We start from the raw sequence: 16,581 nt of genomic DNA on the forward strand, positions 1-16,581 counted from the left end.
TTTATTTTCATCTATTTTATCTCTAAAATGGCCATTCTCCCTTCACCACATTCATTACAGGGTATCTTCATATCTTCCCCTACAAGAAGCTCATAAAGGGATAACATATTCTTACTTTCACATTTTACACAGTTTTCAATTATATCAATTTTGGGGAAATTCATCCAGGCAACCATATACTCATCAGTAGCGTCCTCTATATATCTACTCTCTCTGACAACTTCACCGCAGTTTTTACAGATTTTATCAACCCAAAAACCTGATATTCCACTTTCCTTTGCCAAGTCATTGATACCTTCAGGATATCCATAATCTTCTTCTTTTCCGTCCCTTGTCACATAGAACTCTTTTCCCCAATAAAGAGTTTTTTCACTGCCGCAACATCGGCATTTTAATACCGCCATTTTACTCATGCTAACACCCCTAACATAAAATTGCTAAATTTATTTTGTATTATTCAGTCATCCCCATTAAACCCTAATCTATATATATCACATCAACCCCCAATTTTCAATATACAATTCAAAATATTTAGAAAATTAAAACCATTCCTGCATCACTTCGCCCTGCCTCCCAGTTAAATTCAATAAAAAATCCCCATAAGGGGATTTTACACAACTATTATATTCATTTTATTTTTAATTTCAGGATTAGTACTCTCACTTATGCTAATCGTTAAAGAAGCTACCTTTGTACCAATCTGAACTGATTTTTCAATGCCATAGCCTTCTACTAAACCATATACAGTGCCTGCAAAAAACGAATCCCCTGCGCCAGTTGTATCAACAACATCTACAGGAATTACATCTTTGTGTCCAAAAACATCAGCTATTGAGTCATAATAAACAGCACCTTTTTTACCTAAAGTAACTACTATTCTTTTTAGTCCTGATTTTGTCATTTCCTTTAATACTTCTTGGGAGTCATTAATATCCTGAATTTCCCTGCCGCTTATTATACTGAATTCGATATTGTTACATATTAAACAATCTAATCTGTTAAATATGTCTTTATTTCTTTTTATTACATCAGTATGACCTATTACTCCAAAAACCCTTTTATTATACTTCTCTGCTGCATCCAAAATTTTCTCAATATGTACAGCATCAAAGTCTAAGTCCAGAACAACGGCTTTGCAATTTTCAATTATTTCATCACAATCCCTGTCTATTATGTCATAAATATACTTTAAATCCGGCTGGTGTGATATTGATGCTGCTATATCTCCCTTTTCATTTAAAACAACCAACCACATCCCCATGCCGTCTTTTTCAACTATATTTACAAATTCAGTATTAACTCCTTCCTTCTTCAATCGGCTTAACACTTCAATTCCTGTACCACTATTATCAACGGCTGAAATAAACCTTGTTTTAAGTCCCATATAACTTAGATTTTCAACAACATTCCTGGCTACACCACCATGTTTGAATGTAACCTTACCCACATTTGTACCCTTTGGATTTAATATATCCCTTGGAAAACCCTTTATATCCACAAAAACTGCACCAAAAACAACTATATCATACTGCTTATCCACGTTTTTCTCTCCTCTTTTCTTATGTTTTCAAACCATCAAAAGATACCTGAGCTCAGGTTAAACCCTTCAGCCCAGGCTTTGTTAATGTAAAAGACCTTCATTATGTTCTATACAACCTTTGTCGTCCAATCCTCAACATTCCAAATATCAGTAACCCAATCTTCATAAAACTCAGGTTCATGGCATACAAGAAGAACAGTACCTTTAAATTCCTTTAAAGCCTTCTTCAATTCTTCCTTAGCATCTACATCCAAATGGTTTGTTGGTTCATCTAGAATTAACCAATTTACCTCCTTCAGCATTAACTTACACAATCTCACCTTTGCATTTTCTCCACCGCTTAAAACAGCCATTTGACTTGTGATATGGTCATTAGTTAATCCACATTTTGCAAGGGCTTGACGAACCTCATAGTTTGTTAATCCTGGATATTCATTCCATATTTCATCCATTGCAGTATTATAATTATCCCTGTTTGATTCCTGCTCGAAGTAACCCGGATATAAATATTCCCCAAGTTTAACCTCCCCTTCTACTGGTTTTAAAATCCCTAAAAGGGTCTTTAGCAGGGTGGATTTTCCCAGTCCATTTACACCTCTTATAGCAACTTTTTTACCCCTCTCTAAAGAGATATTAAGAGGTTTAGTAAGAGGTTCATCATATCCTATTACAAGATTATTAGCTTCAAACAAGAATTTTCCTGAAGCTCTTGCCTCTTTAAATTTAAAGCTAGGCTTTATTTTTTCCTTTGGCTTTTCTATAATTTCCATCTTATCAAGCTGCTTTTGTCTGCTCTTAGCACGTCCAGTAGTTGATATTCTTGCTTTATTTCTTGCTATAAAATCCTCTAATTTTTCAATTTCTTTCTGCTGTCTTTCATATGCCTGTAATTGCTGTTGTTTTTTAAGCTCATACATCTGAGTAAACTGGCTGTAATTTCCGGAATATCTTGTTAAGGTAGCATTTTCAACATGGTAAATGACATTAACAACAGAATCTAAAAACGGTATGTCATGGGAAACCAGAATAAATGCATTCTCATAATTTTGAAGATATCTTTTCAGCCATTCAATATGCTCTGCATCAAGATAATTAGTTGGCTCATCAAGGATTAATATCATTGGCTTCTCTAAAAGCAATTTTGTCAAAAGAACTTTCGTTCTCTGACCTCCACTAAGTTCTGACACGTCCCTCTCAAGACCTATATCTCCTAATCCTAGCCCATTGGCAACTTCCTCTATTTTTGCATCTAAGGCATAAAATCCACTATCTTCTAATGTCGTTTGAATTTCTCCAACATCCTCCATCATCTTTTCTAGTTCTTCAGGAGAAGCCTGTCCCATCTTATCATAAATCTCAAGCATTTCCGCTTCTAACTCAAACATATGCTTAAAGGCGCCTCTTAAAATATCCCTTATAGAATTTCCCTTTTCAAGGATTGTGTGCTGATCAAGGTATCCAAAGGTAACCCTGTTACACCACTCAACCTTACCTGCATCAGGCATCAACTTACCAGTAATAATATTTAAAAATGTAGATTTTCCTTCTCCATTTGCACCAATTAAACCAACATGTTCTCCCTTTAACAAACGAAATGATACTTCTTCTAATATGGTTCTGGCACCAAAACCATGGCTGACATTTTCTACTGTTAAAATACTCATCATCTTCACCCACGCAATTAGATTTTTACTTTAATATTTTATATTAGCAAAGCTATATAAGTCAAAGAAAAACATATAACTTATCAGGTATTATTTTCTAAGATTCTGATTCTTATTTCTCACCCTTTTGTTTTGTGAATCTTTTTTTAAGTCTTTTTTTACTGTTTCAGACTTAACGATTGTATGTTCAGGTTTATAATTTAATTGTCTAAATAACTCATTTAATTCCTTATCGCTTAAATCCCTCCATTGGCCTAGTGGTAAATTCCCCAGCTTAATATTCATTATCCTTACCCTTTGAAGCCTTACTACATTATATCCAAGAGCTTCACACATCCTTCTTATCTGTCTGTTTAAGCCTTGAGTTAATATTATTTGAAAAACATTATCTCTTATTTTATTTACCTTACAGGGCTTTGTAACCCTTCCCAATATTTTAACTCCACTTGACATAGCCTGTATAAACCTTTCAGTTATTGGCTTATCAACGGTTACAATATACTCCTTCTCATGTTCATTTTCAGAGCGCAGTATTTTATTAACTATATCTCCATCATTAGTTAGAAGTATCAATCCATCAGAATCTTTATCCAACCTGCCAATATGAAAAATTCTCTCCTTATGATTTACAAAATCGATTATATTACCGTGTACATTTCTCTCGGTGGTACATGTTATTCCAACAGGTTTGTTTAACGCAATATAGACAAGGGGCTTTTTTTTACCTATGGGTTTTCCATCAACTTGTACTATATCTCCCTCTTCAACTTTACTTCCCATCTCAGCTATCTTTCCATTTATTTTAACTCGTCTTTCTTCTATTAATTTATCTGCTTCACGTCTTGAACATATACCTGTTTCGCTTATGTATTTATTGATTCTCACAAACACACGCTCCTTATGCATTTTTATTAAGCTGATATTTCTATTATTTATTCTATCCAGAATGAACAATACTAATATACATTTACTAAAATCCAAAGTCAATTTTACTTTGATATCGTTTCATTTTTTTTACTTTTCTGTCTTTTTCTTATTGACTATTGAATTTTTAGAAATTATAATAATTAGAGAGGCGAAATATTAGGAGGAAGAATTATGGATTTTAACCAGATGGATGATATAGAAAAAATCGAGTTTCTACTCAGAAAGATTTGTTTTGACATAAAACAAAAGGGTAGAACTATACTTGGAGATTATAAAATAACCCCTCCACAATTCAACGCCCTGCAGATTCTGGCTAACCATGATAACTTAACTATAAGTGAACTAAGTAATAAGTTGTACCTTGCACCAAGCACAATAACTGATCTTGTTGATAGAATGGAGAATAATGGGCTTGTTGAAAGGGTTAGAACTAAGGAAGATAGACGTACAGTCAGAATACATGTACTTGATAAGGGTTATGAAATAATTAACAAGGTAATTGAAGAGAGATGCCGATATATAGATACTTTGCTTGAAGAAACATCAGAGGAAGATAAAAAGATTTTTATCAAATATCTAGAGTATTTTTATAATGATATTTCTACATAGTACCTTCCAATATATCTGATTTTACATAACAAATGGGGGGATAACTATGGCTGAAACTACCAATTCTAATGACAACGCTTATTGGGACCAATCTATCCTTGATAGGAATTTAAAATTCTACGTTTTGAATGGAATTCTATATACAATCGTTACTTGTTTATATAAACCATTTTCCGTAAAATATATCTACCGTTTAAATGGAACTGATTCCCATGTATCACTGTTCAATGCACTTCCAGGGCTAATTGCTGTTTTTGCCACTATACCAGGTATTTTATTAATGAACAAAGCTAAGAATAGAAAAAAAGTGATGTCATTTTTCTTCTTGTTCAGCAGGATTTTTATATTGAGCTTTGCCTTTATGCCATTTATACCAAAGGAATATAGACCAATTGTATTTGTACTCTTAGCAAGCTTTATGAATTTTCCTGAATCTGTTTCAACAACTGCGCTGCAAAGTTATTGTGGTGATATATTCCCCGAAGGAGAAGTACCTAATGCCATTGCATCTAGAAATAAATTTTCAACTCTGGCAAACTTTGTAATTATGTTCATCTTAGGTGTCCTTTTAGGAATCATAGGTGAATCTGAGGATGCAATTATGCATACCTATCAGATATTCTTCGTACTATCCTTTATAGTTGGACTTATAGAGATAAAAACCTTTAATGAGCTTGAAGAGGTTAAACATCACGATAAAGAGGATATAAGGATTTTAGAAACATTAAAGGAAATTGTATCGAACAAAAAATATACAGTTTTTATAATATGTTCACTTTTATTTCACTTTGGATGGCAAATGGGGTGGCCATTGTTTAATATATATCAAATCAAATATCTTGGAGCTAACGAAACATGGTTGAGTATAATAAACATAACATCAGGCCTTGTAATGTTTTTGAGTTACAATTACTGGAAAAATCTTATATACAAAAAAGGTAATTCCTTTGTAACTGCCTTTGCCACCTTCGGTATGGCATTAACTCCAATAATATTTGCATTATCTCCAAACCTTTATACAATAACTGTTGCAGGTTTAATAACAGGTTTTTTTACTTCAGGAACAGTAACAGTATTACTTAATCTTCTTCTTGAAGTATCACCTGAGAAAAACAGGGTTGTATATATAGCCATTCATGTTACTTTAACAAACATAACACTTTGTATTTCACCTTTAGTTGGTGATCAAATACTGAAGTTCTCAAATATATATATTGCACTATACGTTACTGCCTTATTTAGATTTATAGGAAGCATGTCCTTTACTATTAGAAATTTATTAATTAACCGGAATTCAAATGAAAAATGTAACTTAAACCTATAGAAGAAGGGGCGCTCAGCGCCCCCTCTCTTTTTATTCCCTTTCAGTTAATTAATCAGTATAAATATCTGAAAATTCAATATGTGTTCTTTCAATGTTAGCCTGACTATTGTATTCTGCCATGTTTATTTCACTGTCATATAGTGCTAGTTTAATAGGTATTTTAATTGTAAATTGACTTCCTTGGCCGTATTTGCTCTGAACACTCACCCTTCCATCATGCATTTGTACAAAGGATTTAACAAGAGCTAGCCCTATTCCGCTTCCTTCATGATTTCTTGATAGTGATTTATCAACCTGTATAAATCTGTCAAATATAGTCTTTATTTTATCCTGAGGTATTCCAATTCCTGTATCCCTCACATTTACTATAACATGTTCTTCCTTTTTATTTATATTTACAAATATCTTTCCACCCTTTGGAGTAAATTTAATTGCATTGGATATCAGGTTTAAAATTATTCTTTCTATTTTATCTGGATCACATGCAATTACCTCTTCTTCTATTTCTGTATCGAAGATTAAATCAATTCCCTTATGCTTTGCAAAATCCACAACAGATAGGGTTATATCTTCAATAACCTTTACTATATTGCAGTTTATCATATTTGCCTTTAAATATCCTGCATCAATCTTAGTTATATCTATTAAATTATTAATCAGCCTTATAAGTCTATAGCAATTCTGATTCATAATTTTTATATATTTATTTGTTTTATCATCCTCACTAGATAACATATTCTTATTTGTATTAAGTTTCATCATCTGTATAGCAGCAAGTATAACATTTAAAGGTGTTCGAAGTTCATGGGATATATTTGCAAAAAACTCGGTTCTAAGCTTATCATATTCTTTAGTTTGTTTTAATAATTTGTTTTTTTGTTCCATTTTTCTCTGTAGGCTCTGTACCCTTTTTCTTTCTGTAACATCCCTTGAGACTGATAAAATTACATCTTTGCCGCCGTATTTGTACCTGATTGCAGTTGTATCTACGTCAATTGGGGTATTATCTTTACATCTAATAAATTTCTCCTCTGTCAATGGCATAAAACCTTCTATTGCCAATAGTTTTCTCTTTTTCAAGTATGCCTTTTCATATCTTGGATGTGATATTATTATTTCCCTTATATTTTTATTGATTACTTCATTAGGATTTTCATAGCCAAAGATTTTTGCAGCTGACTTGTTTGCAAATATTATGATATTTTCCTGTGTAATGTAAACTGCATCTGGAAGAAGTTCTACCAGGTTTCTGTACTTTTCCTCGCTCTCTGCAAGGGCAATCTCAGCTTCTTTCCTTTTGGTAACATTCCTGGCTGAAAGAATTATACACGATGGATTTTGATTATTCTCCTTAATTAACTTTCCAATTACCTCAAGCCAGAGATAATTCCCATTTTTATCCCTGTATCTAAACTCAAACATTTTTATCTTATGTCCACATTTTATCATTTGAATATATTCTTTCGTTATATTTACGTCATCTGGATGCATATCTTCATATAAGCTTTTACCTATCATTTCTTCTACTTTATAGCCTAAAATCCTTTCATGGGAGGGAGTTGCATATTTAAATATGCCATTTTCATCAATTATGGCAATAATATCTAAAGTGTTTTCTGTTATCTCTCTAAGTTTCATCTCCCTTTCAATTAAAACCTTTTCCATTTCTTTCTTTGTTGTTATATCCTTTGCTACAACCTGAACTAGATTTCTTCCTTTAAAAGGGAAAATTGACGAAACCACCTCTACATCAACTAAGGTACCATCAAGTCTTATAAATTTTTCTTCTAAAGGAGGCTGCATTCTTTTTTCATTATTACAAATTTCCTTTATCCTGTTTTCAACCTTATTTATATAATCTTTGTGTACAAGACTTTTTAAATCTCTGCCTATAAGTTCCTCTGGGTTCTTTGCTCCTAACAGTCTTGCTCCTGCAGGACTTGAAAAAACTATTTTCTCTCCATCATGAACAAAGGTGGCATCTGGATATAACTCAAAAAGCTTTTTATAACGCATTTCACTTTCCTTCAGCTGCAGCTTAATCTCTTTCTGCTCAGTTACATCCTTAACCAAAGTCAATATATATAATCTTTCATCATCTTCCATTACAAAGGATGTTATTGCAAACTCTCTCTCTCTTCCATCTTTTCTCACTATTGCACACTCAAAGGATGTAATTTTCCTCTGTAGTATCTTAAGAGCAGAATTAACATCACATGTACCTTCTTTTATTGGTAGAATTGTATTGTATATGCCCTTATTGTTTATCTCCTGAATATCATATCCTGTTATTTCTATCATCTTTCTATTCCACAAAATTATTTCAACATCTGAGCCTGTTTCCTTTACCGTGTATATACATATTCCTTCTGATGCATCCTTTAGAAGACTCTCCCTGAAGAAATATATTTTTCCCTTATCAATTTCAGTAATCATAATTAGCAACCCCCTAAAGGAAATTCCATATATCCATATAACAATATTTTACTATTCTACAAATTTATTAAAATTCCTTTATTTTTTACCGTAGTTAAGCTAAAAAAATACTTCGGAAAAACCGAAGTATTTTAAATTATTGTTATTTGATTTCACTATTTGGAAAATTAATGACCTTACTTTCTTCTTTCTTTTGAATATGCTGATGGTCAGCAATATGTTCCATGCAATAGCAGCGAATACCCTCACACTTTGAGCAATACCTGAATTCCATTTCAGGGTTATCTGCATCCGTAATTCCACACACGCTGCATTTATGTGTATATGCCTTTTTTACAGCATTATACTTTTTCTGAAACTGAGCCTTTCTATGCCTTGATTTACCCCTTGTTGCTGTATTTGTAACTATATCCTTACCAAAGAAAACAAAATAATTAATTACAGACATAATAGCCGCTATCTTTGAGGGCAATGGAAGGGTGATTATCGAAACTATAATAAAAAACCAGTCTAAATAAGCAAGATATTTAACCTTTACAGGAAGTACAAAAAATAGTAAAAATTCATAATCAGGATATATCTTCGCAAATGCTAAAAACAGAGAAAGGTTTAAATAAACAGATGTTCCATATCCATTGGTTATAAAGGCAGCAATTGTTGTTCCAATCATACCTAAAAAATAGTATAAATTAAATCTGAAACTTCCCCATTCATGTTCTAAAGTTATACCTATCATATAGTACAGCTGCAATATAAATATTATCCATATTAAGGAATTAGTTGGTGGGATAAAAATATAGGTAAAAAGTCTCCATATTTCACCCTTTAAAACCAATGAAGGAATTAAAGCAATTTTATCTGCAAACATTCCTGTCTGGTCAAAAAATCCTACGCAAAAAACAAAGCCCGTTATTCCAGTAATATATGTCATTAATCCCTTTATTGCATATCTTCCAAACTTTCTTTCCAATTTATCAATCCAACTCACCTTATGTCCTCCTTCACATTTTTTCCTATTTATTCTATTGTACTATTTATATTGACAAATGTTAATAGGGACAATTTCCATTGTCCCTATGCCCTTGATAAATTTTTATTTTCATTACAAATGATTTTAGTCTCTTTTCCATCAAGCTTTGTATTTAATATCACCGTATGCCCCCAAAGATCAACAATATGTTTTACTGTTGCCTGTGCATACTCTAAATTTAACTCCCTTCCATCATATACATGCTGAAGGGTTAAAGTTTTATCCTTCTTAGACATATCTACAACCTGAATATATGGGACCATCCCCATACCACAGGAATTACATAGCGTATTTCTTATATTTTCCCAACCTTCTTCATCAGAGACCTCTTCAATGATGTAGAAATTTCCTCTTTTCATATACTCAAAGAGATTAAGCTCCGAACATAAGTCCTGTGTAAGGTATCTTCTAATAAAGGACTCATCCCTTTCCATACTTCTAACTTCAAAAATTTTATCTCTTCCATATCTCTTTTCTATATCTTCAAACATTTTAAATCCTAAAAAATATGGGTTTAGTCCTCCTCTTACAGGTGCAATTACATCATTATGACGTTTAATAAACTCAAGGTATAGAGAAGATGGCAGATTTATCTCCTTTAAAATGTTGTAATGCCAATAGCTGGCCCATCCCTCATTCATTATCTTTGTTTCTATCTGTGGTATAAAATATAAAGTTTCCTCACGGACAATATCTAAAATATTCCTTTCCCATTCCGTTAATTCTCCGTATTTTGATATAAAATACATTATATCTTCCTCAGGCTGAAGAGGTATTTTATTAACATCCGGAGGATCAGTTTTTTGAATTGGTTCTATATCGCTTCTTCTTTCACTTTTTTTCTTATACTCCTCAAGAATTTCTCTTTTTATATCTTCTTCACTTAAACGTTTAATCCCTACATTTCTTGATATCTGAAGCTTTATTGCATGTGCTGCATTTAAAATTTTTTCTACACTTTCATATCCTATACTTGGATCATTGATATAACTTCTAATTAAATCCCCATGTCTTTTAAACATTTCAAGTGTATAATCTGCACTGGTTCCTTCCTTAAAGAGTCTGTTATTTTTAAAAAAATCATTATGACCATATACATGGGCCATTGTCAATATTTGAAGAAGCAGGGTATTTTCCTTCATTAAATATGCAAGGCATGGATTTGAGTTTATAACCATCTCATAGGGAAGTCCCGTTAAATTAAATTTATATAGCATCAAATTTCTTTCATATGCCTTACCAAAACTCCAATGGGGATATCTTGAAGGCATTCCTACATATGCCTCATAACCTATCATATCTTTATATCCGATTATTTCAAATTCTTGATTATAGTAATCAAGTCCAAATTTTATGGCAACTTCTTCTATATTTTTATTCCATTTCTCTAACTCTTTTATAGTATACTCCATTTATCAGCCCTCCCTGATTTCCTTTTTCAACATATCCTTAAGGGCTTTCCATAACTCCTCTTTTTCCCGTATAGTTACAGCTATAAATCTTTTGTCTGTTACACCCTCAATAAGTCTGTATTTTATGCTTATAGTATTGTATGAAGGCAGTATTTCAACATATCCAAACATATTACATAACTGGCACAATTCATTTGCTGCTTTAATACACCGCTCATTATCTTCATTCCAATTTTCTCCATCACTGGCATGAAAGGCATATATATTCCAGTAAGAAGGATTATATCTTTCATTTATTATCTCCAATGCCTTTAGATATCCACTGGAAATATATGTCCCTCCTGACTCTACCTTGTGGAAAAACTCATTTTCATTAACTTCCTTTGCAGTTGTGGTGTGAGATATAAATACTATTTCTACATTTACATATTTCATCCTAATAAAATTAGCTAGTACAAAGAAGAACGACCGTGCCAGATACTTTTTAGTGCTATCCATTGAACCCGAAGTATCCATTATACATAGAATAACTGCATTTGACTCCCTTCTAGGCTTCTTCTTAACCTTAAAGTATCTTAAATCATCCTCTTTAAAGGGAAATCTATTGTTCTCCTCAGATAAACCAAATTCCTTTAAAGCCCTTTTCCTTCCCTGTTTCCTTTTTATTTTTTCTATTACCGTTCGTTTTTTTGCCAGTCTAGGTCTGATGCTATGCCTTTGATAACCTAGTTTTTTCTTTGATTTATCTGATAATATCTCTGAAAACTTCTTTTTATCTAAATTAGGAAGTTCTAAATCATTTAATAAATATTCCAAAACATCTTCCATTGTAATTTCAGTTTCGTAAATATCTTCTCCTTCCTCGTTTCCAGCCCCTGTGTTTCCCTTTCCCTGCTGCCTATCGCTTCCTATTCTGTCACCTCTTTTTTCCGAACCGTCACCACTACCTATACCTGGAGTATTTTTTCCGTAAATAAATTGATACTCCTTAAGTCCCCTAATAGGTATTTTAAACTTTTTATCTTTGCTCTCACCAATTATACTTTCATGGGATAAAATTTCCCCTAAATTCTCTTTTATAGATTTTTCAACCAATTGCTTATGCCTTCTTCTGTCCTCCAGAGATCTGTCATGATCAATAGGGTTATAATCTTTAAAGATTGCCATATTATCAATCCTTCCATAGATTATTAGCCGCATATTTTAATATTACATCGCAGCAATAATCACAGTATCCATTTGCCTTCATCTCTTGAACCATGGCATTGTATTTTTCATCCTGTTCCTTATCTCTTACCCTGGATTTTGTAATAATTCTGGATAAGTCCTTAACTGATGCCGTTAGTTTTTTCTCTATTGCCTCCTTTAAAGGTTCATATGAAGTATAATCTATTTTGCCTCCGTTTCTTACTATATAAAACATATAAGATGTTACATCTGTTCTAAATCCCTTTGATGAACTCTCTGAAACCCCGATTTGTTCCTCAATAGATCGCATAAATTTTTCATCTGGCTGAAGTTCTTCACCAGTTGCCTTATCCTTTAACCTTGTTTTATTTACATATGCCTCTGCATTATCAATATAATTGTTGAACAAACTCTCAGCCTGCTCCCTGAAACTGTGAATAAATGCCTTTGTTATTTCTTTCTCTAATATTTTGTTGTACTCTTTTCTTATGGTATCCTGTACAAATGTAAGGAATTTTTTCTTTTCTTCTTCTGAAATATCAAGTTCCTTTATGGATTTTATAAGGCTTTCCATTATACTTAGAGGATTTATACACTCATGCTCTGAGCTTGATAACGCATTGTCAATTGCTTTGACTATAAACCTTGTGGAAATTCCCGTCATTCCTTCTCTAAGACCAGCTTCTTCCCTGAGTTCAAATATATCAACCTTTTTAGTAGTTCCTTTTTCTACAATCTCCTCACCATTGTATATCTTAAGTTTTGTCAGTGGATCAACCTTTTGAGATGGTGCAAGTCTTGTGAGAATTGCAAAGGTCGCTGCCATATCTATTGTATGGGGCGCTATATGGGCTTTGAAATTACTTCTTTTTAAAATTTTTTCATATATCTTAACTTCTTCATTTAATTCCAGACAATAAGGTACTTCTATTTTAACTATTCTATCAAGAATGGCTTCATTTGTATGATCAGATTTGAATTTATTCCACTCTGCCTCATTTGAATGGGCTATGATTATACCATCAAAATAAATCATTGCACCCTTCCCTGGTGATGGAATAGATTTTTCCTGTGTGGCTGTTATTATGGTGTGAAGATATTCAACCTCATTTTTAAATACCTCTATAAACTCTACAAGTCCCCTGTTACCTACGTTAAAAGCACCATTTAATGAAAAAATTCTAGGATCATCCTCAGGGTAAAGGTCCATTTTAGAGATATCTACTGAGCCTGTAAGGACAGATGTGTCCTGATTATTTGGGTCAACTGGTGGAACAACCCCTATTCCCCTTCTTCCCCTTATTGAGAAGTTTCTTGTTGTAACAGGAAATTTTTCATATTCACCGTTATACTCATTTTCAAGTCTATACTTGCATATAGGACATAAATCTCCTTCGATTTCTACACCTAAAAGCTCTTCAAAATCCTTTCTTAATTCTTTAGGAATAAGATGCAGTGGTTCTTCATTCATTGGACATCCCTTTAGAGTATATATAGGCCCACTGTTTTCAAGGGCTTTTTTTAAAGCTTCAACCAATGAGGATTTTCCAGCTCCAACAGGACCTACTAAATATAAAACCTGCCTTGCCTCTTCTCCCTTCATAGATGCAGAATAAAAATAATTTACTATCTTCATAAGTACCTTATCTATACCGAAAAAATCATCTTTGAAAAAATTGTATTTTTTAATTGTATCGTTTCCATATATCCTTCGTATTCTTGGATTATCCTCTGTTTTTATAACCTCAAAACCCTTCTCCATGATAATATCGTACATTCTTTTATGAGCTAATTTAGCCAATTCTGGATTATTTCTTAAGATTTCAAGGTACTCAAGGAAAGTACCTTCAAAATTATTTTTCTTTTGGTGTTCCCTATCCCTTTCAATAAGCTCTTTAAAATTCATAAAACACCTCCAGATTTCAAAACTTTAATATCACGCATTAAATAGTGAAATCCCTTCAGTTAATCCTTTAATCAATGCATAATATTGTATATTAATATAATATGTACCTCTTGTTTAATAGTTGATTTTATTTTTTATCCCAATTTTCTCTTTAATTTTTAGCTCAATTTAATGTGCAAGATTTTATATTCTAAATAATTAATATTTATAAACTGATTTGCAATATTTATGTTGATATTTTGCATTTTATCCTATATATTAAAAGCAAATAGATAAAATTTTATTTTTACATAGATTTCTGGGAGGATGTATTCTTTGCGTGAAAGTTTTTTTATTCTATTTTTAATGATAATAATCGTACCCTTAACTGGTGAGTTAAAACTCTATCTTTTTAATAATGCTTTCCGTGTAAGTCTTGGCTCTGCTGCCTTTCTGTTTTTTCTTTTATGGATACGCAGAGTTCCCCAGGTTTTATATGGCTTCGTCGTTGGTTTATGTGTAGTCTGTTTCAGGTTTTTTCTGGACTGGATTTTTAAAGTTCCATTCCTGCCAATTGAATCACTTAGACTACATATTCCTGCATTTTTCTACTATCTAGCTTTTTCTTTGCTATTTTATGCTATAAAGGTCAATAAGTTTCATGATAAACCTTTTTTACTTGGATTTTTATGTGTTTTAATTGATATAACCTCTAATATTCTTGAACTTCTCATAAGATATTTTTATTTAAATAACCAATTGACTTTAGGTAATATTGGACAAATTATAATCATAGCTACTATAAGATGTTTCTTTGTTTTGAGCTTCTTTAATATAATAAAACTCAGGGAAGCTACATTATATTTTCATCAGCAGCAACAACAGAATAGACATATGCTGTTATTGATTTCTAACCTTTATGCTGAATCTATCCATTTAAAAAAATCCTTAAAGGATGCAGAGACAATCACAAGGGATTGTTATGAATTATATAGAGATATTCAAGCAAATGGATATGAACTTAAAACTGATGAGTTGTCTCAAAAGCTCTTGACAATTGCTGGTCAGGTTCATGAAATTAAAAAGGATAATCAAAGAATATATGCAGGTCTTTCTAAAATGATTACACAGGAAAGCTCTCAGGATTATATGGATATATCTGAAATATGTAATATTATTATTAAAACAAACACTAGATATGCCCTTTCTCTTAACAAAAGTATAGAGTTTATTTTAAATATAGATAATGGATTACCTCATTTTCATGTTTATACAATTTTATCTCTAATCAACAACTTAGTATCTAATTCTGTTGAATCAATAAAAGAATGTGGTTTTATTGATTTATCAGTTAAAAAAATTGATGACTTTGTTGAATTTAAAATTCGGGATAATGGACCTGGCATTGTTCAAAAGAAATTAGAGTTAATTTTTAAGCCAGGATATACCACTAAATATGATATTGATGGTAAGCCTTCAACTGGTATGGGACTTCCCTATGTAAAGTCTGTTGTTGAAAGTCTCAATGGCAATTTAATAGTTAACAGTAACCCAGATGAAAATGAAACAAATTTTATTATACAACTGCCAATTAATCGAATAGCCGAGAAAGGATGATAAGATGAAATTTTTTCTAGTTGATGACGATGATGCTATCCGCTCAATGCTCACAGAGATTATTGAAGACTGCGGCCTTGGTGAAGTGGTAGGTGAAGCCCAAAATGGAGCTGAAATTAACAGTAAACTCCTAAATATTAAAAAGGTTGATATTTTAATTATTGATTTATTAATGCCCATAAGGGATGGACTTGAAACAGTCAGAGAAGTTGCTCCCACCTTTGATGGTAAAATCATAATGCTTTCACAAATTGAAGATAAGAAAATGGTTGGCGAAGCATATTCACTAGGTGTTGAATATTATATAACTAAACCCATCAATAGACTGGAAGTAATAGGTGTAGTTCAAAAAGTTATTGAACATATGCGGCTTCAAAAATCCATTAATGACATTCAAAATACATTAAACTTTTTAACAACTGGAAAAACTGAAAACAGGGAGGTAATTACATCTAAAGATAAAGATATAATCAGTGCAGGTCAAACAATTTTAACAGACTTAGGTATAATTGGGGAGAGCGGCAGTAAAGATTTGCTGGAAATTTTAAAATTTTTATCCGAGATGGAGGGTGAAAAACTTAAAGAACATGAATTTCCCTCTCTAAAAGATATATTTTTAAGTGTTGCTGAAAAAAGACTTGGGACCTTCGCATCTGATGACGATATAAAAAAAGAAATTAAAGCATCAGAGCAAAGGGTACGCAGGGCTATTTATCAAGCCTGAGCCATTTAGCTTCATTGGGACTGACTGATTATTCTAATCCTAAATTTGAGGAATATGCCTCAAAGTTTTTTGACTTTACGGAAGTTAGAAAAAAGATGATAGAAATACAGTCAGAAATAAGCCCGTCTATGTCTAACGTTCGACTGAATACAAAAAAATTTATTAAAATACTCTATCTGGAATCCAAGAAAAAAATCTCTAAATAATTTTATTACTAAGGACTTT

Annotated in this window: 12 protein-coding genes and 1 pseudogene; 4 read left to right on the plus strand and 9 right to left on the minus strand. The window is 32.2% G+C overall.

The annotated features are described in order from the left end of the window. Positions 1-11 precede the first annotated feature (11 nt). The 4 genes from Q428_RS07220 to rluF all read right to left on the minus strand — a co-directional run bounded on the left by Q428_RS07220 (position 12) and on the right by rluF (position 4,110). Complete coding sequence (locus Q428_RS07220) at positions 12-413, minus strand: hypothetical protein (RefSeq protein WP_035379566.1); 402 nt, start codon at positions 411-413, stop codon at positions 12-14. Positions 414-610: 197 nt separating this feature from the next. Then, positions 611-1,540: a PfkB family carbohydrate kinase gene (locus Q428_RS07225; protein WP_035379568.1), complete on the minus strand. Its 930-nt coding sequence runs from the start codon at positions 1,538-1,540 to the stop codon at positions 611-613. A 107-nt stretch (positions 1,541-1,647) separates the two neighbouring features. Further along, a complete protein-coding gene (locus tag Q428_RS07230; protein ID WP_035379570.1) occupies positions 1,648-3,204 on the minus strand; it encodes an ABC-F family ATP-binding cassette domain-containing protein in 1,557 nt (518 codons plus the stop codon). Between the two features lie 90 nt (positions 3,205-3,294). Further along, positions 3,295-4,110 (minus strand): 23S rRNA pseudouridine(2604) synthase RluF, encoded by an 816-nt coding sequence (gene rluF, locus Q428_RS07235; RefSeq protein WP_201769265.1) that lies wholly within the window; start codon positions 4,108-4,110, stop codon positions 3,295-3,297. A 192-nt stretch (positions 4,111-4,302) separates the two neighbouring features. On the opposite strand from rluF, the gene Q428_RS07240 reads away from it, so the two are divergent. Then, on the plus strand, positions 4,303-4,740 hold the full coding sequence (locus tag Q428_RS07240; protein ID WP_035379572.1) for a MarR family winged helix-turn-helix transcriptional regulator: 438 nt from the start codon (positions 4,303-4,305) through the stop codon (positions 4,738-4,740). A 46-nt stretch (positions 4,741-4,786) separates the two neighbouring features. After that, positions 4,787-6,064: an MFS transporter gene (locus tag Q428_RS07245; protein WP_035379574.1), complete on the plus strand. Its 1,278-nt coding sequence runs from the start codon at positions 4,787-4,789 to the stop codon at positions 6,062-6,064. A 48-nt stretch (positions 6,065-6,112) separates the two neighbouring features. On the opposite strand, the gene Q428_RS07250 is transcribed toward Q428_RS07245, so the two are convergent. The 5 genes from Q428_RS07250 to Q428_RS07270 form a co-directional block, all read right to left on the minus strand. Next, positions 6,113-8,500, minus strand: a complete 2,388-nt coding sequence (locus tag Q428_RS07250) for a PAS domain-containing protein (RefSeq protein ID WP_051515037.1) — start codon at positions 8,498-8,500, stop codon at positions 6,113-6,115. 142 nt (positions 8,501-8,642) lie between these two features. Beyond that, positions 8,643-9,488, minus strand: a complete 846-nt coding sequence (locus tag Q428_RS07255; protein WP_035379576.1) for a rhomboid family intramembrane serine protease — start codon at positions 9,486-9,488, stop codon at positions 8,643-8,645. 86 nt (positions 9,489-9,574) lie between these two features. Further along, positions 9,575-10,942, minus strand: coding sequence for a SpoVR family protein (locus Q428_RS07260; RefSeq protein ID WP_035379578.1), 1,368 nt, complete (start codon positions 10,940-10,942; stop codon positions 9,575-9,577). A gap of 3 nt (positions 10,943-10,945) precedes the next feature. Beyond that, positions 10,946-12,109, minus strand: a complete 1,164-nt coding sequence (gene yhbH / locus Q428_RS07265) for a sporulation protein YhbH (RefSeq protein ID WP_035379580.1) — start codon at positions 12,107-12,109, stop codon at positions 10,946-10,948. Positions 12,110-12,113: 4 nt separating this feature from the next. Further along, positions 12,114-14,036 carry a PrkA family serine protein kinase gene (locus tag Q428_RS07270; protein WP_035379582.1) on the minus strand — a complete coding sequence of 641 codons (1,923 nt, stop codon included), beginning with the start codon at positions 14,034-14,036 and terminating at the stop codon, positions 12,114-12,116. Between the two features lie 306 nt (positions 14,037-14,342). Between Q428_RS07270 and Q428_RS07275 the strand changes: the two genes are divergently transcribed. Continuing rightward, positions 14,343-15,632, plus strand: coding sequence for a sensor histidine kinase (locus Q428_RS07275; RefSeq protein ID WP_242847794.1), 1,290 nt, complete (start codon positions 14,343-14,345; stop codon positions 15,630-15,632). Positions 15,633-15,678: 46 nt separating this feature from the next. Continuing rightward, positions 15,679-16,562 (plus strand): annotated as a pseudogene (locus Q428_RS07280) (response regulator). Positions 16,563-16,581 lie beyond the last annotated feature (19 nt).

The sequence above is a fragment of the Fervidicella metallireducens AeB genome, from assembly GCF_000601455.1.
GTDB classification, from domain to species: Bacteria; Bacillota; Clostridia; order Clostridiales; family Caloramatoraceae; genus Fervidicella; species Fervidicella metallireducens.